The sequence below is a fragment of the Paenibacillus sp. 276b genome (genome assembly GCF_900107875.1).
GTDB classification, from domain to species: domain Bacteria; phylum Bacillota; class Bacilli; order Paenibacillales; family Paenibacillaceae; genus Paenibacillus; species Paenibacillus marchantiae.
In genome coordinates this window covers 2,407,527-2,430,432 of the sequence record NZ_FNRR01000001.1, presented here as the reverse complement: position 1 = coordinate 2,430,432, position 22,906 = coordinate 2,407,527, and the positions used below count along the sequence as shown (strand labels likewise).

The window sequence follows — 22,906 nt, the reverse complement described above, 5'->3', positions numbered from 1 at the left end:
AATGGACAACAACCAATCTTATCTCAAGAACAGATTCTCCAAGGTAATTAGTCTATTGGTTATAGGTTTGCTGCTTGTCATGGAACTGACCGGTTTTGTCTCAGCAGGAAGGGAAGGAAATGAGGAAGATCTTGCAAGTGAAGCAACTGCAGTTGAGGAAACGATTGCCCAGTGGATTTTTAAAGACAAAGGTGAGAACGGAGTATTTCCGGCTACCGGCGGGATATATCAAACAGCTTCATCCATTCGTGATGTAGGAACAAATACGGATGCATACACCTATGAGTCAGGTGAGAACAGCGTACGCAACCAGGGCTGGCATGAAGGAACGGGCATTAAGTACTGGCTTGCCACGGTTTCGACCAAAGGTTTCGAAGGTATCGACCTCTCTTCACAGCAAACATCTTCAAGTACAGGACCTAGGGATTTTAAGGTGCAATACAGTACGAATCAGCAACAATGGACAGATGTTTCGGGCGGCAAAATGGTTCTTGCCCAGAACAATTTTAATTGTTCCAATAATTCCTGCAAATTAACGAACCTCGCATTGCCTGCGGAAACAAACAATCAAGATGTACTCTATATCCGCTGGGTGGTAAACTCTGCGAAAAGCGTAAGCGGGGGAACGGTGTCCAGCTCAGGTTCAAGCAGAATCAAAGATGTGGTAATTAAAGGAACACGCATCAGCGGCGAACCAGGGAACACTCCCACACTTGAGGTAAATAAAACTCCCGCTTCAGGGGCTTCAGATGTTTCCCTTAACGCAGAGATTACAGTGAAGTTTAATAAAGCCATTAGTCTCGTTAGTGGTCATCAAGTTGTAATCACAGAAAATAATGTCCCTCTTACCAACATCTCTGCCTCGCCCCTCGGTCAAGACACGGTTAAAGTCAGCCATCCTAATTTTACTGCCGGCAAAACTTACAAGGTGACCATCCCTAAAGAACTTGTTAAGGGGACTGGGGACGGCCGGACACCGGACAACGATATTACTTGGAGCTTTAAGACGAAGTCTCCGGATACCGGCAACAAAACACCAACGCTGCTGAATATGACTTTTAATGGGGACCCCAAGACAAGTATCGCTTTTGACTGGTATACGGCCGAAACCGTAAGAAGTACAGTAGTGCAAGTAGTGGAGGCCTCCAAAGCCGGAGGAAGCGAATTCCCAGAACAGCTGGCAACTTCTTATGAGGGTAGTTCAACAATTATTGAAACCTTAATGACGTTAGGAGACAGAAGTTCCAAGAAGTATAAGAAGTTCGCCAGCCACAAGGTTATTGCAACCGGTCTTAAGCCTGGAACCAAGTATATGTATCGCGCCGGTAACGGTGATGTGGACGGCTGGAGCGAGACGGGTTCTTTTACCACAGACAAGGCGGATAATCAGGATTTCCATTTCCTCTATGTAACCGACACCCAAGGCTCAAGTAAATCCAATTTCGATCTGTGGCAGGATACTTTTAAGAGAGCTATTGAGAAAACGGTAGATCCAAAGTTTGTTCTTCTTACAGGGGATCTAACGGATGACGGTGATCTGGAGCAGCTGTGGCAGTGGTTCTTGGGTGTGCCGAAAAAAGAATTTGCCAATGTACCATTTGCGCCGATAATCGGCAACCATGAGATCGAGGATTATCCGAATAATAATTTTTATAACCATTTTAATCTTCCAAAAGATGTGGGGACTGGTGCTCATGACGGGTCGGTATATGCTTTCGAATACGGCGATGCCCTGTTTATGCAAATCAATTCCCAGTACGAAGGGGAGGTCAAGCCGTACAAAGCGGATATTCAGTTCACGAAGCAATTGGAATGGATGCGGAATCAGGTGGCAAAGACCGACAAGAAGTGGAAATTCGTCTCTATGCATAAGGGAGCTTATTCTTCAGGAGATAATGCTTCGGCAGAAAGCGAACGTGTAGAATTTTACCGGAAATATCTGATTCCTGTATTTGATGAGCTGGGTGTGGATATGGTGTTTGAGGGACATGACCATATGTATATGAGATCTTTTCAAATGCTGAACAATGTTCCGATTAAGAATGTCATTACCGATGAGCATGGAAATGTGCTGAATCCCAAAGGGACCGTGTATCTAATGGGGAACTCGGCCGCTTCGAAATTCTATGCTCTTAATCCAGACGCAGACACGTTTTTTGCAGCAAAAAACGATCAGCCCAATAAGAAAATGTTCCTGGATGTTTCCATTACAAGCGACGTGCTGAAAGTTACATCCTACACAGCAGTTAAAGATAAACCTCTTGCCGTCTATGATGCTTACAGTATTAAACGGACGGACGGCAAACCAGGCATAGTCGAAAATCCAAGCGCAGTAAGACAGTCAGCGAACCGTGCAGTTCTTTCGTGGAAAGCGCCAGCAACTAGCTCTGAGCCGGTGCGAGGTTACCGGATTTACGAGAAGAATGATAAAGTCAGCACGAATTGGAGCTTGTATGTGCCGGCGGTCAGCGGTCAGACAAGTTACAGCTATACTTTAAACGGCATAGATTCTGCCAAAGCCTACAATTTCGTTATTAAAGCAGTGGGGACAAGAAGTAATTCACTTCCAGCAGAGGCAGGAATGCAATGAATGGATAGATGTGGGGAATACGGGAGGTAGCGATCGTACTTTTTTTCAAGACCTCAATCTGCTGATCCGTTGTCTCATTTATTTCATTCGGTTATTCATACGTCGTTTGTACTGTGTGTGGACGGGACCGTCTAGAGCTGGTGAGAATTAGTCATCGCAGCCCTGGCATCAGGGCTGCTTTTTTTCTATTTAATATAAAAAGCATTGACAGCGAAGAAGCTGGAACGTAGTATAAGATTTATATGATAATGATAATTGTTATCAATTGAAACCTCTGCATAGAGCAGTGGTTTATTTGCTTTTCCCTCATTATAGGTTAAACCTATTACATCTATAGATATTATATCTTGGAACAATGAAGGACAGGGTGATATATTTATGTCATTCAAGAGCTTCACTTTTAAAGAAACTACTGAGGCTCTTCCAAGGACCGAACTTATGATGAGGTGAAAATGATGAGTAAAAAAACGATGTTTGAGAAAATTTGGGAAAACCACGTGATTCATCAGGAAGAAGGCAAACCAAGCATTTTGTATATTGATCTGCATCTGGTGCATGAAGTAACATCCCCACAGGCGTTTGAAGGTCTGCGTCTGAGTGGTCGTAAAGTTCGTCGCCCTGAGTTGACGTTCGCAACAATGGATCACAACGTTCCAACGAAAGATCGTTTTAACATTACGGATCCAATCTCCAAACAACAAATCGACACACTTTCACAAAATTGCCGTGACTTCGGCGTAAAACTGTATGATCTGGATACCATTGATCAAGGTGTTGTACACGTTATGGGTCCTGAGCTCGGTCTGACTCATCCAGGTAAAACGATTGTATGTGGCGACAGCCACACGTCCACACACGGCGCATTTGGCGCACTCGCATTCGGGATCGGAACGAGTGAAGTAGAACATGTTATGGCAACCCAATGTTTGCAGCAAGCCAAAGCCAAAACGATGGAAGTTCGTTTTGTCGGCAAACGTAACCCGGGTGTAACGGCGAAGGATATGATTCTCGCAGTCATCGCCAAATACGGTACAGACTTTGCTACTGGATATGTTATTGAATATACAGGTGAATCGATCCGTGAACTGAGCATGGAAGAGCGTATGACCGTCTGCAACATGTCCATCGAAGGTGGAGCAAGAGCGGGCATGATTGCTCCGGATGAAACAACTTTTGAATATCTGCGTGGACGTGAATACGTACCTGCCGATGGCCAATTCGATGAAGCGGTTGCTGCCTGGAAAGAGCTTGTAACCGACGAAGGTGCTGAATTCGACCATGTTGTTGAAATCGATGTGGAATCATTGATTCCGCAAGTGACTTGGGGTACTAGCCCAGGTATGGGAACCGACATTTCTTCGAAAGTTCCTGTCCCGGCTGAATTGCCAACTGAAAACGAACGTAAAGCAGCTGAAAAAGCGCTTGAATATATGGGCTTGGAACCTGGAACACCAATCTCCGAAATTCCAATTGATTATGTATTTATCGGTTCATGCACGAATGGACGGATTGAAGATTTGCGTGCTGCTGCACAGGTAGCCAAAGGTCACACCGTATCCAGTAATGTTACAGCGATCGTTGTACCAGGCTCGGGACGTGTTAAAATTCAGGCGGAAAAAGAAGGTCTGGATAAAGTGTTCACTGAGGCTGGATTTGAATGGCGTGATGCAGGATGCAGTATGTGTCTGGCAATGAACCCGGACGTATTGAAACCCGGACAACGTTGTGCTTCGACATCCAACCGTAACTTTGAAGGACGTCAGGGACGTGGAGGACGTACTCACCTCGTATCTCCTGCAATGGCGGCTGCAGCAGCGGTTAAGGGACACTTCGTTGACGTACGTGACTGGAATTTCAAAACGGAAGCAGCTATCTAACAACGAACGGATTGAAGGGAGAACGAATGATATGGAAGAATTCAAAACACTGCAAGGCATCGTTGCACCGGTAGACCGGGTCAATGTAGATACAGATGCAATCATTCCGAAACAATTTTTGAAACGGATCGAACGGACCGGATTTGGACAATTTTTGTTCTACGAATGGCGTTTTGACGAAGAGGGCAACAACAATCCTTCTTTTGAAATGAATAAACCTCGCTACGAAGGGGCATCCATTCTGATCTCACGCGCCAACTTTGGTTGTGGATCTTCTCGTGAGCACGCACCATGGGCCATTATGGACTACGGTTTCCGTTGTGTAATTGCACCATCGTATGCGGATATCTTCTATAATAACTGTTTCAAAAACGGGATCTTGCCGATCAAACTTTCCGAAGAGCAGGTTGAAGATCTGTTCCAGCGTACAGCTACACATGAAGGCTATGAGATGAATGTGAATCTGGAAAACAAAACGATTACAGATGCATACGGACTGCATATTGATTTTGATCTGGATGAGCATCGTCGCCAATTCCTGTTGCAAGGATTGGACGATATTGGTCTCACGCTTCAACATGATGACGAAATAGGGGCTTATGAACAACGCCACGCGGCAAAGCTGTTTGGACAAACGGCCTCAGTCTAATCTTTCATCTGTAATTTGTATTTCAAACCTCCAATCGTGCAGGGAACTTCACCGTTCCTTGGATCGAATTGGAGGTTTTTTGCATTTGGCAATGATGCAATTATGTTTTCGAGTTATAGGATATTCCGACTAAATATGACAACGTTGTAACCGGATGAAGTGACAATATCTGATAAACTGATTAGTAGATTATGGAAGGGTAGATAGAGTCGAGTGTTGCATCACTGCGAATCAGGTCGAAGGTTCAAAAGACAAACAGAATGGTGGTTGATGTATGAAGAAATGGTCGGCAGCAGTCTTTGTTTTTCTGTTCCTCTGTTTATTTCCTGTCATGGCAAATGCCGATTCGTCTCCCTCGATTGTGCTGGACGGTGTGACCATTAACCAGCAGTCGGGAGCTCCAGCCGAGAATACTGGCAAAACCGTGATGGTGCCCATTCGGATCGTCTCTGAAAACCTCGGTTATCAGGTGAAATGGGAGAAAGCCACTCAGACTGTTCGTATTCTCAAAGGTAACAGCAGTATCCAGATGACGGCAGGCGAAGATGCGGCCACCGTGAATGGAAATCGGGTGAGTCTCGATTCTCCGCCTCTAATTAAACAGGGGACTACACTGGTTCCGCTACGTTTTGTCGGTGAAGGCATGGGTCTTCAGGTGGGATGGGACAATGGAACCAAGACAGTAAGCCTATCAAGTATTCCTCCTGTAGCAGGTACCGAAGGTGAAAATGACCCAGTGGAGGCTCCTGAACCAGAAGGTCTGTCTGAGCTTCAAAGTATCAGCTTCGGCGGGGACCGTCTAATCTTGGCGACGAACGGGAAAATCACACCGAAGGTTTCCAGTCTCAGCGGACCTGATCGTATCATCGTAGATCTGCCCGGCACCACATTTGCTAAGGAGTTCATCCAGGGACAGGCTTCCAATCCGGATGGCAGCGGAACTCTTCTGGTTACGGATTCATCGCTGGTTTCCAAGGTGCGATATGCAATGTTCAGCCAAACGCCTTCAACGGTGCGTGTGGTCCTTGATCTGAGTCAGGTGGCGACTGCCAAATGGTCACTGGGCGAGAACAACGTGTTGCTTGTTGACCTTGCGGCGAGTAATGGAGAACCAACAAGTCAGCCTGCTGTGCCAACCAATGATGGCAAAAAGGTTGTCATTATTGATCCAGGACATGGTGGACGACAGTCAGGGGCCGTCAGTGTGACAGGTGCCTATGAGAAGGACTTTAATTTGGCTGTGGGACTCAAAGTTCAGGCACTTCTGCAACAATTTACGGAGATTCAGACGGTGATTACAAGGCAGGATGATACGGAATTATCCCTGCAGCAGCGTGTAGATATTGCCCAGCTGAATCAGGCGGATATTTTTGTGTCGATCCATGGAAACAAGTTTACAACTCCTGTTCCTAATGGAATTGAAACGTTGTACAGTCGTAAAGATAGCAAGGATTTGGCCGATGTTTTGCATAAGCATGTGTTGCAGGTTACAGGATTTAAGGATCGGGGAGTCAAAACGGCAAGTCTGCATGTAACCCGTGAAACAACGATGCCCGCAGTTCTGCTTGAACTTGGATTTCTGAGTAATCCAGCTGATGAAGCAATGATGCTGACTGAAGATTATCAGAACAAATGTGCACAGGCCATCGTAGACGGAATTGTAGAATATTTGGGTCTTTAATGTGGGTTGTGCGCAAATATGAAGGTCAGGGTAGTCCGTTGTTTCGAGATGCATAATTGATAATTAAGGAAAAATTCAGACAATAAAATGTAGAAAAAGCTTGATTTGACAACGTTTTTTTTCTGTTATGTTGGAATATATTCGCAACTTTTGAGAGTACGAGGCGTCTAATAGGTGTCTGGTAATGCCTCAGTAGTCAGTCGGAGCTGAAGGTTCACAACATGCGGCAAAAAAATATGAGAATGGTAGGGGTGAAGGATGAAGAAGTTCGGTTTTTTGGTACTGTTATTTGTCTTTGGGCTCGTTTTCCCGGGCTATAGTCATGCAGCAGCAGATACGCACATTATCCTAGATGGGAAAGAAATTGTGCAGCCTACGGATGCCAAAGCGGAAATTATCAATAGCAGCGTGATGGTTCCGATTAGGGTTATTTCGGAGAGCCTGGGATATGGTGTGGACTGGAAACAGGCAACAAGCACCGTGACTATTAGCAAAGACAACACTGCCATGCAGATGATTGTTGGACAGAAGACGGCAACGGTGAACGGCAGTAACGTGAACCTGGATGCCCCGCCACTCGTGAAAAATGGAACCACACTTGTGCCTTTAAGGTTCATTGGTGAGCAAATGGGTCTTAAGGTGGGTTGGAACAATACAACGAAGACGGTAACATTAGTTACCCAGAATTCAGGTTCCGGAAACGGGACAACCACTCCTCCGAACTCTGGTAATGATGGTGGAGGATCGGATCAGGATGGTCTTGTACTGGTGAACGGCATCAGCTTCAGTGACAACCGCTTTTTGATTGCAACAAGTGGAAATACGAAGCCGAACGTCTTCACGATGACAGGACCGGATCGAATCGTTATAGACTTGCCAAATACCGCATTCGCTGACTCTTTTAGTGAAGGACAAGCTTTGGACAGCAACCAGAATGGACAGCTTGTCGTGAGTGGATATCCGGATGTGTCGAAGATTCGTTATTCCTTGTACAGCAATAGTCCTTCTACTCTTCGTTTTGTCATTGATCTGAGCAATGCCAAAGGTTATGACGTGCAAAGTGACTCCGGTCTGGTTATGATTGATCTGAACAAAGAAGGCACTACAACACCGCAACCTCCTGTTGGAAACAATGGTAAAAAAGTTGTTGTTGTAGACGCTGGACATGGTAATCAGGACCCGGGAGCCATCGGTGTAACCGGCAAGAAGGAAAAAGACTTCAATCTGGCAATGGCTCTGAAAGTGGAAGCATTGCTGAAAAAAGAATCTAACATTGACGTTGTGCTGACGCGCAGCGATGATACATTTTTGGCTTTGAGTGAACGAGTAAAGATCGCAGAAAAATTGAAGGCGGATATCTTTATTTCCATTCATGCGAACAGCGGGTCTGCAGCGGCAAACGGTGTGGAGACGTATTACACCCGTTCGAATAGCAAGGCATTGGCTACGGTGATGCACAAGTATCTCTTGCAATCATCTGGTCTGAAGGACCGCGGAGTAAAAACGGCAAGTCTCCACGTAACCCGTGAAACAACGATGCCGGCTGTTTTGCTGGAAGCCGGTTTCCTGAGCAACAAGAGCGATGAAGCCGCATTGTTCACTGAAAGTTTCCAGAACAGTGTAGCCAAAGGGATTGTTGCAGGGATCAAGGAGTATCTGGGAATTAAATAAGGGTTCAACCCTTATGATCAGGAGGCGGAGTTAGAATGAACAAAAAATTATGGATTGCAGCGCTGCTGGTAACGGTTATGACAGTTGCTGCTGGATGTGGAAGCAAGCCAACAGCTGCTCCAGCTCCAAATCAGACTCAAGGTGCGGGAACAGAGAATAATGCGCCTGAGGATCAGAATGAGACGGATGTTACTGAACCTGTAACTGTGGATCCGGAGGATACAACAACAACGACACCGGATAACACTGAAGGCACTACGGAGGGTACAACGACTCCATCGAGTGGAACTACTTCAGAGAAACCTGGAACTTCCGAAAGTAATGAGAAGAAGACCATTGAAGTGTACTACACAGATCTGGAAGAGTTGGAATTGCACAAAGCATCGGCAGATATTTCTTACGCTTCTGATGAAGCCAAGTACAAGGCTGCATTTGCGGCGCTACAACAAAGCAAGGACGACAAACTCGTTCCGCTTTGGGCGAAAGAAATTGAATTGAAATCTGTTCAGTTTAAAGATGGCGCGCTTACCCTGGATATTCACATGCCGGATACAGCACGTCTTGGTGCAGGTGGCGAAGTGTTTGCCATTGATGCTTTGAAGCAAACATTCTTCCAGTTTGATGAAGTCAAATCACTTGATTTGCTGGTAGATGGCCAGCAATCCGAGAGTTTGATGGGCCATGTGGATCTTGAGCATCCAATGACACGATCCGAATAGGTTGTACAGCATGTTGTTTTACCGTGAATCTGCGGAATATCGGCCGTTTTACATGAGAGAGGGGAATCACAGGTGACTTTTAAATATAACAATCCATCACACTCTAAAAAAGTAGTTTCAGCCGTGCTTGCAGGCATGATGGCCCTTAGCGCTGGCGGAGCTGCCATGGCAGCAGAATCAACAGATACGGGGCAAGGCCAGACTGCAACTGTAAGCAATACAGCTGCACCAACCGGTTTGTTCAGTGATATCAAGGTCGGATATTGGGCTGAGAAACATGTGTACAAACTGGCCTATCAAGGCATTCTTCTCGGTAACAACGGCCTGTTCCGTCCAGGAGACGCGGTAACACAGCAGGAAGCTGTGACGATGGCGATCCGTTTTATGAACAAGGAGAACCAGTTGAACGACAGCACGGCTACGGCATTACCGACAAATATGGAAGTGGGAAACTATTTCAAGCCATATGTCGCTTTGGCGCTTCAACTGGGACTGATTGATAAAACCGAAGAATCTACTGTGGATGTATCCAAAACATCCTGGGGGCAGAAGCAGGCATCACGTGAATGGATTACAAAATTGCTGATCCGTTCGTTGAACAAAGATGCTGAAGCGAAAGCACAAAACAATCAATCTACCGGATTTGCAGATAATGATAGCATTTCCGAAAGTGGCAAAGGGTACATCAATCTGGCTGTAAGTTTGGATCTGGCCAAAGGTGTAGAAGGCAACAAGTTTAACCCAACGGGCTCTGTAACTCGTGCCCAACTTGCTACATTCTTTAGCCGCGGCGAAACGTTAACGGATACGAAGTATGCGAACACATTCACGGGTTATGTAACTGGAATAAAAGATGGGCAGATTACGCTTGTTGTGGACGGAAAAGCTGTTAACTTCGCAGTGAACAGCAGTACGCCTTACTTTACAAAAGACAGTGAATCCCGTGCATCGTCTGCGGATGTGAAGCTGTATACAAAAGTTCAGATTGTAGGTACTACCGGTACGGCTTCCTATGTCGAAGTGGTCGATGCTACGCCGCAGGTAGAAAGCGTTGAAGGTACGTTTGCTCGTTCATTATCAGGTAATAAAATTGGCTTGTTTGTAGGCGAGAATTATGAAACGTACGGCTATGATGAGACAACAGCATTTATGGATCAAAATGGAAATGCAATCAAACTGTCTGATATTACAGCAGATAGCACCATTGAAGTACAACGTGAGACGTTCTCGGCTGACAAAAAGACAGTTGTTATTCGTGTGAAGTCCGGTATTGTTAACAAAAGTGATAGTGGTGTCGTTGCTGAAGTAACGACTTCTGCCAAAACGGTTAAGCTTACCAATGCAGCCGGAACTACAGAGCAATACACGTATAACGATAATCTGATCATTCGATATCAGGACCGAATCCTTTCCTTGGCTGAGCTCAAAGCGGGAAGTGCAGTGAAGTATACGGTGAAAGACAGCATCCTGCAAACGATCGAATTGTCGCAAGGTGTAGAGCAGTCTTTACGCGGTACACTGGTGGAGATCGGTGGTAACCAGTCCACACTGACGTTTAAACGTGAAGGTGGATCGCTGGAAGCGAAGCTGCTGGTAGAAAAGCCTGAAGTAGTCATCAACGGAATCCAGGATGCAACGCTGAATGATCTGATTACGGACGCAACCAATGGAGATCAGGTTGAGCTTACGCTAAACTCTGAAGATCGTGTGACGCGCATTCAAGTAATCGGACGTCAGATGGAGCCAATGAACGGGGTTTCCGTTGTATCCTATAACAGTAAAACAAAAGTATTGACGGTTCTCGACAGCAATAAAAAACCGTTTGTATTCACGCTGGATGACAAAACGAAGCTGGACTACAACACAACGAAGCCTACACTTGCTGGATTGGAGTCTTTGTTAAATGATGGTCGCAAATTGGATCTGACGTATGTGGGAACTCGTGCGCTATCCGTTAAAGTGATCTACAAATACGAAGGCACAATCAGCAGTATTGATACTTCGGGCAGAAAAATCAGTTTGTTGTCTGGAAACCAAACGATCACGGTGCCGTACTCTACGGTTCCAACAATTGAGATCTACAACAAATCTGGAGCAAGTCTGAGTGATCTGAAGATCGGTGATAGTGTCACAGTTACGCTTGGTTCGAATCAGGACTATGTGCAGAAAGTGGCTTTGAACACCGTGGCTCAATTTGAAGTAGTCTCTGTAGAAACCAATGGACGTGTTCGCGTGAAATCGGACTCGCTGACAAGTCAGTTCTATGTCGATCAAGCGGTTTTGACAGGAGAAAGTGGTCAGACCATTACGGCGTCACAATTGACAGCGGGCAACCTGATTAACGTTACATTTGAAGGAACTACGCCTAAAGCGGTTCAAGTCGTTAAACGTACGCTTGCGGAGGTTACATCTGTTGATGCTTCGTCAGTTACACTGAAACTGTTCAATGGTCAAAGTGAGACGGTTCCTGTTAGTGGTTCTGTAAAAGTGGTCAAATCGGGATCTACGTTAACCACACTTGGCAGTCTTACTGTAGGTGACCGTGTTGAGATGACAAAGGATACGGATAATTCCACCCGTTTCAGAGTGTTGACGGTCATGAGCAAACAGTTCTGGTCTTATGATGGAGTCGGTAACCAAATTTTGGTTAAACGTGAGTCCACATCTGACACGAATTATCGTTTTGCACTGGGTACAGGCGCATTTGTTCACCAGGGTGACAACACTTTAAGCGTGCAATCTCTCAAAGATAATGATAATATTGTATTGTATCTCCTGAACAACGTTGTACTGGAGATCCAAAAACAGTAATCGTTTCTTTTCGAGGATCAAAAGAATGACCGTCTTGATGCGGGATCTTTCCCGTATCAGGACGTTTTTTTTGCAAGATTTTGGGGTCCCCGCAAAGTACTCGAAAGAAGCTTCGAAGTAAGGCTCCACCTCGTGGAGTCATTTTGTGGGAGGTAGCTCTTCATGAATGCAGCCACTGTTAGGCATATACTCGAAACAATGGAAGCGATGTTTCCTGATGCACATTGCGAATTAAATCACAGCAATGCGTTTGAATTGACTGTAGCCGTCCTATTGTCTGCCCAGTGCACCGACGAAACGGTAAACAAGGTAACCGCAGACTTGTTCAAAAAGTACACCAGTCCTGCCGATTATCTGTCTGTTCCTCTCGAAGAACTGGAACAGGATATCCGGCGTATCGGTTTGTACCGAAACAAGGCCAAGCATATTCAGAACATGTGCCGAATTTTAATAGAGCAGTATGGCGGTGATGTACCGCAGGAACATGATCAGCTTGTGACGCTCCCTGGTGTCGGGCGGAAAACTGCAAATGTCGTTGTATCCAATGCATTTGGAGTCCCGGCAATTGCGGTGGATACGCATGTTGAACGTGTATCCAAAAGGCTGGCACTAGCAGGTTGGGATGACTCCGTACTTGAAGTCGAGAAAAAACTGATGAAGCGCGTACCCCGGGATGAGTGGACTTTAACTCATCATCGGTTCATATTTTTTGGACGCTACCATTGCAAGGCACAAAACCCTCAATGTCATGTCTGTCCATTGCTGGACATATGCAGAGAAGGTAAAAAGCGTATGAAAACGTCCCAAATCAGGAAAGATAAGGAACGTGCCACAACCCCAAAACGAAAAATAAATTAATGAGTAGAAGAGGATGAGTAATCATGAAATGCATTTCCGTGTACACTGACAATTTTGAGGCCTTCTCCGATATTTTCGAACAAATCGTTGAACAGGAAATGGCTGAAAACGAAGAAAAAGAAGTAGAAGGCATCACTGTAAGCCATTCTGGCGATGTGCCTGAACATTATTTGGAGCGTATGTCCACGAAACCAGAAGTGGTTGTCATGAGAGACAAAGGTCGTGACATTACGATTCTGCAGCATGGACAAGTATTTGAAATTTTGCTGCCTTCGATGGAGAACGCTGTTTCTTAAGAGATTTGGAATAATAAGATATGCTGCTTCTATGTCACTGGGTTATCCTTTTGAAGGTGATCCCATTGGGCATGGACGCAGCATGCTTCTTATGGAATACAATCGTTTCACAGATAAAACCGACAGGATCGGTTTTATTTTTTTATGTGGAGAATTGCGATGTGCAATTTTCTTTGTCAGCCATCTTGCCTTCAAACCGTTCAATTTCAAACTTGATAATGGTAAAATAAATGAATTATAAGATAAAGACATCGGACCAGATGTCAAATTAGAGGAGCCAGGGGGAAGGCCAGTCATGTCCAGAACAGATTACCCAGTAGAGATGGCCAAACCTCTGCTTCCACTGCGAGAAGCGATGGAGCAGACAGGGGACCATACAGCTGTACAGGCTTTAACGGATTTGATCAGTAAGGCGGAAATGAAACAGTTAACGATTGCGTTTTGTGGACACTTCTCGGCAGGCAAATCGAGTCTAATTAATAGTTTATGTGGCAAGCGGGTTTTGCCTTCGAGTCCTGTACCTACAAGTGCGAATGTTGTATCCATCCGTAACGGTGAGCCGAGAGCACTTATTTATACGTCATCGAACGTAAGCGCTGACAATTCAGCGGGAGTACTTGAGGTTTCGCCAGAACAATTGGAAGAGTATTGCAAGAATGGTGGGGCATACACCTCCATTGAAGTATGGGACGACATTCCCCTACTGAAAGATGATGCGGTATTACTTGATACACCAGGCGTGGATTCGACCGATCAGGGGCACAGCCTAGCAACACATTCAGCACTTCATCTTGCCGATGTGGTGTTCTATGTGATGGATTATAACCATGTGCAATCGGAAAGCAACCTTTCTTTTGCCAAAAGTTTATCCGATTGGGGCAAACCGTTGTTTCTAATCGTAAACCAGATTGATAAACATCGGGAACGGGAGCTTTCGTTTGACCAATATGTTGAAGGTGTAGAAGCTATTTTTGCAGCCTGGGAAGTCCGGTATGATGGTCTGCTGTTTACTTCGCTTCGGGACAAGGAGCATCGTTACAGCCAGTGGAAGCAGCTTCCTCAACTGATTGAACATATGATGAATGAGAAGGAAGGGTTAATCAAGCATAGCCTTGCAAGCTCTGCGAGCCATGTGACTGAGCAGCACCTGACTAGACGTGCGGAAGAACGCGAAGAGGAAGAGACAGCGCTCCTGGAGGAAGTAGGGGGCAAGGAAGGTATTGAACACCTGGAACGGGAGTTGGGTCTCCTGGATCAAAAGGAAGCAGAACTTCGTTCCAAACCATCACGGGAACGGGAGAAGTTTCGGGCGGAGTTGGAACCCCTTCTGGCAAATGCGAACCTAACCCCTGCCGATATTCGTACCTCTGCGGCAGCTTATTTGGAGAGCCGTAAACCCGGTTTCCGGGTAGGCTTATTGTTCTCTGGTGGTAAAACCGAGCAGGAGAAACTGCGTCGTGCCGCTGAGCTTGTGAGACTTCTGCATGATCAGGTCTCGGGACAAGTAGAAGTGCATATCCGTACCATGCTTAGACAGTTGGGCGAAGCCCATCAGCTGTGGGGTGCTGAGTGGGAGCAGGCGCTGAACGCGGAGCTGCCTACAGTAGATGAAGCACTGCTGGAGATGAAACGGAGCGCCAGCGCAGAAGTATCTCCCGAGTATGTGCTTCAATTCAGCAAAGATATACGGGGCGAGATTGAGGCCCGTTACCGCAGGTCGGCCATGATGCTGGCCGACCGCTTGCTTGAAGCGCTGGGCGCGCAAGGCGAAGCCGCGCTCCAGGCGCTGGACGCCAGCCGCACAGCGCTGCTGGCGCAATCCGCGTCGGCGACGCGCTACACGGCGTTACAGCGCGCCGCCGACGCCGAGGCAGCAGGGCTGCGCAGCCTGCTGCCGCCTGCGGGCCCCCTCACCTCCGGGCTATTGCCGGAGGTGCAGGGCCCGCCCGTGCCCGCGCACGAGCCGGGTGAAGCACCCGGCCCGCACACGGGCACGGCAGAGTCTGTGGCTGCGCAGCCACAGACTCCAGGGGCACCGCCGCCGCGCAAAGCGGCGGTGCACGGGCAGCCGGCGGCTGGCGCACAGCGCCGCCGGCGCCTGGACGCAGCGGCGGCACGGCTGGAAGCCGCCGCTGCGCTGGTAGAGCCGTACCCCGCCATGGGGTCGGCGGTACGGGATCTGCGTGCACGCGCGGCTTCGCTTGCGGGCGGCACGTTTACGCTGGCGCTGTTCGGAGCGTTCAGCGCCGGTAAGTCCTCCTTCGCCAACGCGTTGCTGGGCGAAGCCGTGTTACCGGTCTCGCCGCATCCAACGACAGCGGCAATTAACCGGATCATGGCTCCGACCGGTGGCGCGGAGCATGGAACTGCCCGGGTCCGGATGAAGTCCCCGGACGCCTTCCAGGAGGATCTTGCGTATTCCTTCCGTTTGCTTGGACTGGGCGAGCCTGGGGCAGACTGGCAAAAACGCGTCAAAGCCCTTTCACCACAGGATGTGCATCCGGCGGGGCGCCCGCATTACAGCTTTTTGCAGGCAGCCGCAGCAGGCTGGGAGGACACCGCAGCTCAACTCGGCCAGGATGTGCTGGTGGATCTGAACGGATATCGTAACTTTGTCGCCAATGAGAAGAAGTCTTGCTTTGTCGATAGTATTGACCTGTACTACAGTTGTGATGTGACAGAACAAGGCATTGTCCTTGTAGATACGCCAGGGGCTGACTCTGTGAATGCCCGTCATACGGGCGTCACATTCAATTATATGAAGAATGCGGATGCACTCATTTTCGTAACGTACTACAATCATGCCTTCTCTCAAGGAGACCGACAGTTCCTGAATCAATTGGGACGCGTCAAAGACAGCTCGGCGATGGATCAAATGTTCTTTGTAGTTAATGCAAGTGATTTGTCTTCCTCTGAAGAGGAGTTGGAGCAGGTTCTTGACCATGTGAGTACTCAGCTGCGCAGTAATGGCATTCGGGCACCACGCCTATTTCCTGTATCCAGCATGCTGGCAATGGAAGGCAAGACGGGCAATGATGCGACTTTGCTGGAGAAATCCGGCTTCATTCAGTTCGAGGAAGAATTTAACCGATTTGCAGGAAGTGAGCTTGCGGACCTTGCAGTTGGTGGAGCTTCTGAAGAGATCGCACGGGTGATAAAACGTCTGAAGACACGTGCCGAGGATGCGACTCAGGGGGAAGAGGTTCTACAGCGACGTCGGGATGAGCTGGGCTCAATCCAGGAACAGTCGCTTCAGAGGGTACATTTGCTTGCGGAACGGTCCATGAAGGCAGAACTGGCTCAGGAAACGTCTGAACTTCTGTTCCATGTGCGGCAGCGCCTGGGTTATCGTTTTGGTCTGTTCATGGCAGAAGCGTTCCATCCATCCGTTCTTCGTGAGGATCGTGGGAATCTGAAAGCAGCCTTTGCAGCCTGCGGTCGCGAACTGCTGCGCATGATTGCCATCGAACTGGAGCAGGAACTGCTTGCCACTACACTCCGACTCGAACAGGCGGGTCAGACTTGGCTGCACAAACAAGTGACCGAATGTGTAGATGAATTGAAACGATTATCCGGAGGAATGGATCTGTCGTTGCCGCTGAACGAACGCTGGAGTACACCTGTCCTGGACGAGGTGCGTTTGGAAGAACCTTCGGGTTGGAAAACATATCTGAGTTATTTCCGTAATCCAAAACAGTTCTTCGAAGGAGATGGACGACAGCGGCTGCAGGAGGCACTTGACCCAGTTATTAAACAGATGGTGATCGATGTTCTGCCTGCTGCGGAAAATAAGCTGGTCCAATTCTATGACAACCAGCTTGGGCAGTCTTTGCAGCATCAATCCCGTCAATTGGAAGAGAGACTTGAGGAGGCCGTGAGTGCCCTCCATGAGACTCTGACCAGTGGAATTCCTGCCGAAGAATGGGAGAGTCTGTCTGTACAACTGGGGCAGATTGAATGTGAATAAAAGGTATTCAAATCCATGTCTGTATGTAAACGGTTGAAAAGCGAAATGAGATATACAGCGATATGTTGAAATGTTGTCGTTGTACCAAAAAAGGCCCCTGCCTCTAAAGGTATACAGGGAGCCTTTTTTGGTACGAACAACCTGAAAGGAAGAGAATATTCAAACATTTGATTGATAGAAGGGTATCTACCTCCCTTAATGACGCATTAAGGTGAAAGTAGCCTGAATATGGTCGCTTATTCGCTTTGCCGCGAAGGGGGGACGGTGATAAACTTCATAAATGTTCATACTGATTTTGAACGATATAAGAGGAGGAGAGACATGGATGTTCTCAGGCAATTGCAGATCTTTTTCTGGGAGAAGCGCTCGTATTTATTTTTATCGATCTTATGCCTCGCCATAGCGACCGCGCTTGGACTGGTGTATCCGAACATGCTAAGGATACTGATTGATGACGTCATCACTCCGCGCAATTTTGAAGACGTTCCCAAACTTGCTTTAACGGTATTAGGTGTCGTTATTCTGAAAGCGGGAATGCAGTTTTTACATGGTCTTTTTGGAGGGCGTCTCGGAAACTTCCTGGCGTACCGACTTCGTAACGCTTGTTACGAAAAGCTTCAATTTTTATCCTTCCGGTATTACGACACGGCCAAAACGGGAGACTTGATGTCCCGCCTCACGGGAGATCTCGAAGCGATCCGTAACTTTATCGGATTTGGCTTCGCTCAAATTCTCAACATGGTTCTGATGGTCGTATTCGGCGCAATCATGATGATGACCATGAGTTGGAAGCTTACCTTGCTAACGCTCATATGTATTCCTCTGCTTGCCTTCGTTGCGCTGAGATTCGAATCCCGAATTCACCCTGCATTCCAAGAAATGCGGCTGGCACTCAGCTCTTTGACGACAGCAGTACAGGAGAATATTACAGGTGTGCGTACTGTAAAGTCATTTGCACGTGAGCCTCACGAAGTGGAGAAGTTTGCCGTCCGTAACGAGCGTTATAAAACGAACCAGATTCATGCAGCAACATTATGGAGTCAATACTTTCCGATCATGGAGATTCTCGCTTCGGTCAGCGTAGTTCTTCTGCTCCTCATTGGCGGAAACATGGTTATTCAGAAAACGTTAACACTCGGTGAACTCGTTGCCTTTTTCAGTTTGATCTGGTACATAATCGGTCCAATGTGGAACCTTGGCTTCCATATCAATAACTATACGCAATCCAAAGCATCGGGTGAACGGGTGTTGGAACTTTTGAATACGCCGGTAGATGTACAAGAGACAGAAGATCCGGTCATTGTAGAGGCTGATCAAGTCAAAGGGCATGTGGCCTTTGAATCCGTTACCTTTGCTTACGGCAATAAAATGCCGGCAGTGACCGATATTAACTTTGATGCGCCACCGGGCTCCGTCATTGGCTTCCTGGGAGGAACAGGCTCGGGTAAATCAACTATTATTCAGCTCCTGATGCGTGCATACAACGTGAACTCGGGCACCATCAAGCTGGACGGAAAAAATATTAAGGACATTGGAATTCGCAGCCTGCGGAGTCAGATTGCTTCTGTGTTCCAGGAAACGTTCCTGTTCTCTTCCAGCATTCGCAACAACATTTCATATGGACTCAAAAATGTAACCATGGATGAAATTATCCGTGCAGCCAAACTGGCCAAAGCACATGAATTCATCATGGAATTCCCTGAAGGATACGATACGGTCGTCGGGGAGCGGGGAATGGGCTTGTCGGGAGGACAAAAACAGCGGATTGCAATTGCTAGAGCTCTGCTGAAAAACCCGAAAATTCTCGTTCTGGATGATGCAACCAGTGCAGTCGACATGGAGACCGAACATGAAATTCAATCCGGATTCCAGGAAGTCATGCGTGGAAGAACGACGTTTATCATTGCGCATCGGATCTCTTCCTTGCGTCACGCAGATGAGATTCTGGTACTGGATGAAGGACGTGTCGTTCAACGTGGCACACACAAACGTCTCATTGAAGAGCCTGGACCTTACCGGGACGTATATGAGATTCAATACGCAGATTATATTGCCCGCGGTAAGCGGGAGGCTGGGGAGCAGGTGAATTCATGAGTGCCGAAACGGTAGCTGATAGGCGCGAGGTCAAAGAGACCTCTGATAAGAAAATGAATGAACGTTTTGTATATCAGGACGACGAAATAATTGAAAAACCGTTTAACTGGCGTGAGTTCGGACGTTTGTTCGCTTACATGAAACCTTATGCAAGACAACTCTTGCCACTCATTATTCTAATGATGATTTTGGGTACCATTACGAAATTGTCCGTTCCATTTTTGATCAGTTTGGCGATTGATAAAGCAATTGCACCTGCAACGGGTTTGCCAAGCTTGACGATGCTTTATATTATTGCTGGTTCTGTACTTGTGTTGTATCTGATTCAATGGGCGGCTAATACGTACCGAATCAAATTGACGAACATTATCGGGCAACGGGTCATTTACGATCTTCGCTCGGATTTGTTCAAACACATCCAGAAGCTGTCCTTTAACTTCTTTGACAAAAGACCTGCGGGCTCGGTATTGGTGCGTGTCACCAATGATATCAACTCCCTGCAGGATCTGTTCACCAACGGTGCGGTCAATGTCATGATTGACTGTGTGCAGTTGTTGGGGATTATCGTCATTTTGCTGCTGATCAACTGGAAACTGGGCCTCGCGGTCATTATTACGGTTCCGCTCATGTTTATTATTTCGACCAAACTGCGTGTGCTGATCCGCCGTGCCTGGCAGGATGTACGTATGAAGAACTCACGCATCAACTCCCATTTGAATGAATCCATTCAGGGGATTCGTGTGACTCAGGCCTATACGCAGGAAAAAGAAAACATGAAGTATTTTGACAACATGAATCTGTCCAGCAAAAAATCATGGGATAGAGCATCGGCCATGAACCAAGGCTTTGGTCCTCTGATTGAAATTACGGGCGGCTTCGGTACGTTAATCCTGTTCTGGTTTGGTGCTTATCTGATTCAAGAAGGGCAGCTGACAATCGGATTGCTCGTAGCTTTTGCTAACTATGTCGGCAACTTCTGGGACCCGATTAACCGTCTGGGACAGATGTACAATCAGTTGCTCGTTGCCATGGCTTCCTCCGAACGGATTTTTGAGTTTATGGATGAGGAGCCAAGTATTGCGGATAAACCTGGAGCCAAGCCGCTTGCTTCTATTAAAGGAGATATTGTATTCGACAATGTGGTGTTTGAATATGAGAAGGGCAGACAGGCGCTGAAGGGAATCAGTTTCGCTGCAGATGCCGGACAATCGATTGCACTTGTAGGTCATACGGGTTCAGGTAAAAGTACCATTATCAATCTCATCAGCCGATTCTATGACATATCAGGCGGACGTCTCACCATTGATGGTCAGGATGTAAGGGATGTAACGGTTGAAAGTCTGCGCAGCCAGATCAGTATTGTGTTGCAGGACACGTTTATCTTCTCTGGCACCATTCGGGATAATATTCGTTTTGGACGGCTTGATGCAACCAATGAAGAAGTGGAAGAAGCTGCGAAGGCAGTTAATGCCCATGAATTTATTATGAAGCTGCCGGGTGGATACGATACGGAAGTCGAAGAACGCGGGAATGTATTATCGATGGGACAGCGGCAATTGTTATCCTTTGCCCGTGCCTTGCTGGCTGACCCTCGAATCTTGATTTTGGATGAAGCAACTGCCAGCATCGACACCGAAACAGAGCTCAAAATTCAGGAGGCTTTGAAAGTGTTGCTGAAAGGAAGAACTTCCTTTATGGTGGCCCACCGTCTCTCCACGATCCGAAATGCGGATAACATTATCGTGCTGGATCATGGTGAAATCAAGGAAGAAGGAAACCATGAGCAACTTATCCAGAAACAAGGAGTTTATAATGGGTTAATAGAAGCTCAATACAGATTTTTGTAAAAATTGATCGAAAAAACACAAAAAATCTTGTAAAATTCACAAGAAAAATAGGGAGCACTCTTGCATTCTTTAACCAAAACCCCGAAAATAGAGAGATAGATATAGAAGATTTCTCTTTGGGAGGATTGGAAAGAACATGTGGGGTGCTCCATTTTCGGCTCAAGCCAAAAAAATGCTGCTACTGGGCAGCGGAGAATTGGGAAAAGAGGTCGTTATTGAGGCTCAACGACTGGGAGTAGAGACGATCGCTGTTGATCGTTACGAAAACGCACCTGCCATGCAGGTTGCGCATCGGTCTTACTGCATCGACATGTTAAATGCCGAAGCTCTGAAACAATTGATCCGAAAGGAACAACCTCATTACATCGTACCTGAGATTGAAGCAATCGCAACAGAAGCTTTACTCGAGCTTGAGGAAGAAGGATTTTGTGTCGTTCCTACGGCCCGTGCTGCCCGTTTAACGATGGATCGTGAAGGCATCCGCCGTCTGGCAGCCGAACAATTGAACCTTCCGACAGCGGCCTATCTTTTTGCGGACAACCTGGAACAACTTCAGGAAGCTGTTCGTGAATTGGGTACACCATGCGTCATCAAACCACTAATGAGTTCTTCCGGTAAAGGGCAGAGTGTATGCCGTACATCGGATGACGTAGAGGATTGCTGGAACATTGCTCTTTCGGGAGCACGTGGCAAATCCGTACGTGTCATTGTGGAAAGCTTTGTGAAGTTTGACAGCGAAATTACGCTGCTCACTGTTAGATCTGTCTCAGGGACTGTATTTTGTCCTCCGATCGGTCATATTCAGAAAGATGGGGATTATGTCGAATCGTGGCAGCCTCATGCGATGACACCAGAGCAATGGGAACAAGCTTGTCATATTGCCAAGTTGGTTACGGATGAACTCGGTGGTTATGGACTGTTCGGGGTCGAATTATTCCTGACATCAGATGGAGTTGTGTTCAGCGAGGTATCGCCTCGTCCGCATGATACAGGCATGGTTACTATGGTAACGCAAGATAGTTCCGAGTTTGCGCTGCATGTGCGTGCAATTCTTGGTTTTCCGGTCACAGGTGTACATTTACTGACACCGGGAGCTTCAGCAACGCTGAAGGCTAATGATGAAACATCTGACTTTACTGTAGGCGGGATTGAAGAAGCACTGGCGCTTCCTCGTACTCAGGTTCGTGTATTTGGCAAACCTGAGACCAAAGTGGGACGCCGAATGGCCGTAGCATTAAGTGCCGGCCAAGATGTGGAAGAAGCTCGTAAAACAGCGGTACAAGCCGCTAATATGCTGAAAGTGGAGGTAAATCATGTCCAATAATGTTGAGGCCCCTGTACTGATGATCCGAGAGTGTGAACTGCGAGATGCTGAAGCGGTAACGGGACTGATGCGAGAGGTCAGCTATCCCACAACAGCCAATGTCATGAAAGAGCGCATTGAATGTTTGGAAAGCAATCCAAACGCATGCATGCTTGTTGCCGAAGTGGATGAACAGATTATTGGTGTGATTGGCTTGCAATGTGTGCAAAGTCATGCCTATCCGGAACCTGCCGCACAAATTACGTCCTTGATTGTAGGGCAAGAGCATCGTGGGGGCGGAATTGGCCGTCGTCTGATGGCTCGTGCCGAGGATTGGGGCAGACAGCAAGGTGGGAAACAATTGTTTGTCACCGGAGCGAACCGTGAAGTGACTTCAACAACCTATTCTTTCTACGAGCATATTGGTTTCCAAAAGAGAGGCTATCGTTTCAGTAAAGTCCTTCTATAGAAAAAGAGTTTTATTATATCGCGATCTTCACGTTTTTGGTGTGGTGAATGATAAATAGAAGATAAGTGGCATTC

Annotated in this window: 15 protein-coding genes; all 15 read left to right on the top strand. The window is 47.1% G+C overall.

The genetic code is table 11. The annotated features are described in order from the left end of the window. Position 1 precedes the first annotated feature (1 nt). The 15 genes from BLV50_RS10345 (at position 2) to BLV50_RS10275 (ending at position 22,832) form a co-directional block, all read left to right on the top strand. On the top strand, positions 2-2,590 hold the full coding sequence (locus BLV50_RS10345) for a metallophosphoesterase (RefSeq protein WP_090807354.1): 2,589 nt from the start codon (positions 2-4) through the stop codon (positions 2,588-2,590). A gap of 455 nt (positions 2,591-3,045) precedes the next feature. Then, on the top strand, positions 3,046-4,467 hold the full coding sequence (gene leuC / locus BLV50_RS10340; protein WP_063566821.1) for a 3-isopropylmalate dehydratase large subunit: 1,422 nt from the start codon (positions 3,046-3,048) through the stop codon (positions 4,465-4,467). 31 nt (positions 4,468-4,498) lie between these two features. After that, positions 4,499-5,116, top strand: a complete 618-nt coding sequence (leuD, locus tag BLV50_RS10335) for a 3-isopropylmalate dehydratase small subunit (RefSeq protein WP_063566822.1) — start codon at positions 4,499-4,501, stop codon at positions 5,114-5,116. 274 nt (positions 5,117-5,390) lie between these two features. After that, positions 5,391-6,797, top strand: coding sequence for an N-acetylmuramoyl-L-alanine amidase family protein (locus tag BLV50_RS10330; RefSeq protein WP_090807352.1), 1,407 nt, complete (start codon positions 5,391-5,393; stop codon positions 6,795-6,797). A 258-nt stretch (positions 6,798-7,055) separates the two neighbouring features. After that, positions 7,056-8,468, top strand: a complete 1,413-nt coding sequence (locus BLV50_RS10325; RefSeq protein ID WP_063566824.1) for an N-acetylmuramoyl-L-alanine amidase family protein — start codon at positions 7,056-7,058, stop codon at positions 8,466-8,468. Positions 8,469-8,503: 35 nt separating this feature from the next. Continuing rightward, entirely contained in the window at positions 8,504-9,187 is a 684-nt protein-coding gene (locus BLV50_RS10320) for a GerMN domain-containing protein (RefSeq protein WP_090807350.1), read from the top strand. Between the two features lie 72 nt (positions 9,188-9,259). Beyond that, a complete protein-coding gene (locus BLV50_RS10315) occupies positions 9,260-11,998 on the top strand; it encodes an S-layer homology domain-containing protein (RefSeq protein WP_090807348.1) in 2,739 nt (912 codons plus the stop codon). Positions 11,999-12,160: 162 nt separating this feature from the next. Beyond that, a complete protein-coding gene (gene nth, locus BLV50_RS10310; protein WP_063566827.1) occupies positions 12,161-12,856 on the top strand; it encodes an endonuclease III in 696 nt (231 codons plus the stop codon). Positions 12,857-12,879: 23 nt separating this feature from the next. Then, the gene (locus BLV50_RS10305) at positions 12,880-13,152 is read left to right on the top strand and encodes a hypothetical protein (RefSeq protein WP_024630585.1); all 273 of its coding nucleotides are present in this window, start codon (positions 12,880-12,882) and stop codon (positions 13,150-13,152) included. A 31-nt stretch (positions 13,153-13,183) separates the two neighbouring features. Continuing rightward, on the top strand, positions 13,184-13,393 hold the full coding sequence (locus BLV50_RS33070; protein ID WP_072733387.1) for a hypothetical protein: 210 nt from the start codon (positions 13,184-13,186) through the stop codon (positions 13,391-13,393). Between the two features lie 54 nt (positions 13,394-13,447). Beyond that, positions 13,448-17,119: a dynamin family protein gene (locus BLV50_RS10295; protein WP_090807346.1), complete on the top strand. Its 3,672-nt coding sequence runs from the start codon at positions 13,448-13,450 to the stop codon at positions 17,117-17,119. A gap of 321 nt (positions 17,120-17,440) precedes the next feature. Then, positions 17,441-19,213 (top strand): ABC transporter ATP-binding protein, encoded by a 1,773-nt coding sequence (locus BLV50_RS10290; protein ID WP_063563179.1) that lies wholly within the window; start codon positions 17,441-17,443, stop codon positions 19,211-19,213. Continuing rightward, positions 19,210-21,060: an ABC transporter ATP-binding protein gene (locus BLV50_RS10285; protein ID WP_072733385.1), complete on the top strand. Its 1,851-nt coding sequence runs from the start codon at positions 19,210-19,212 to the stop codon at positions 21,058-21,060. Before BLV50_RS10290 ends, BLV50_RS10285 begins: the two co-directional genes overlap by 4 nt. 136 nt (positions 21,061-21,196) lie before the next feature. Next, positions 21,197-22,384, top strand: coding sequence for a formate-dependent phosphoribosylglycinamide formyltransferase (gene purT, locus BLV50_RS10280; RefSeq protein WP_063563177.1), 1,188 nt, complete (start codon positions 21,197-21,199; stop codon positions 22,382-22,384). Next, on the top strand, positions 22,374-22,832 hold the full coding sequence (locus BLV50_RS10275; RefSeq protein WP_062328403.1) for a GNAT family N-acetyltransferase: 459 nt from the start codon (positions 22,374-22,376) through the stop codon (positions 22,830-22,832). Before purT ends, BLV50_RS10275 begins: the two co-directional genes overlap by 11 nt. Positions 22,833-22,906: the final 74 nt, after the last annotated feature.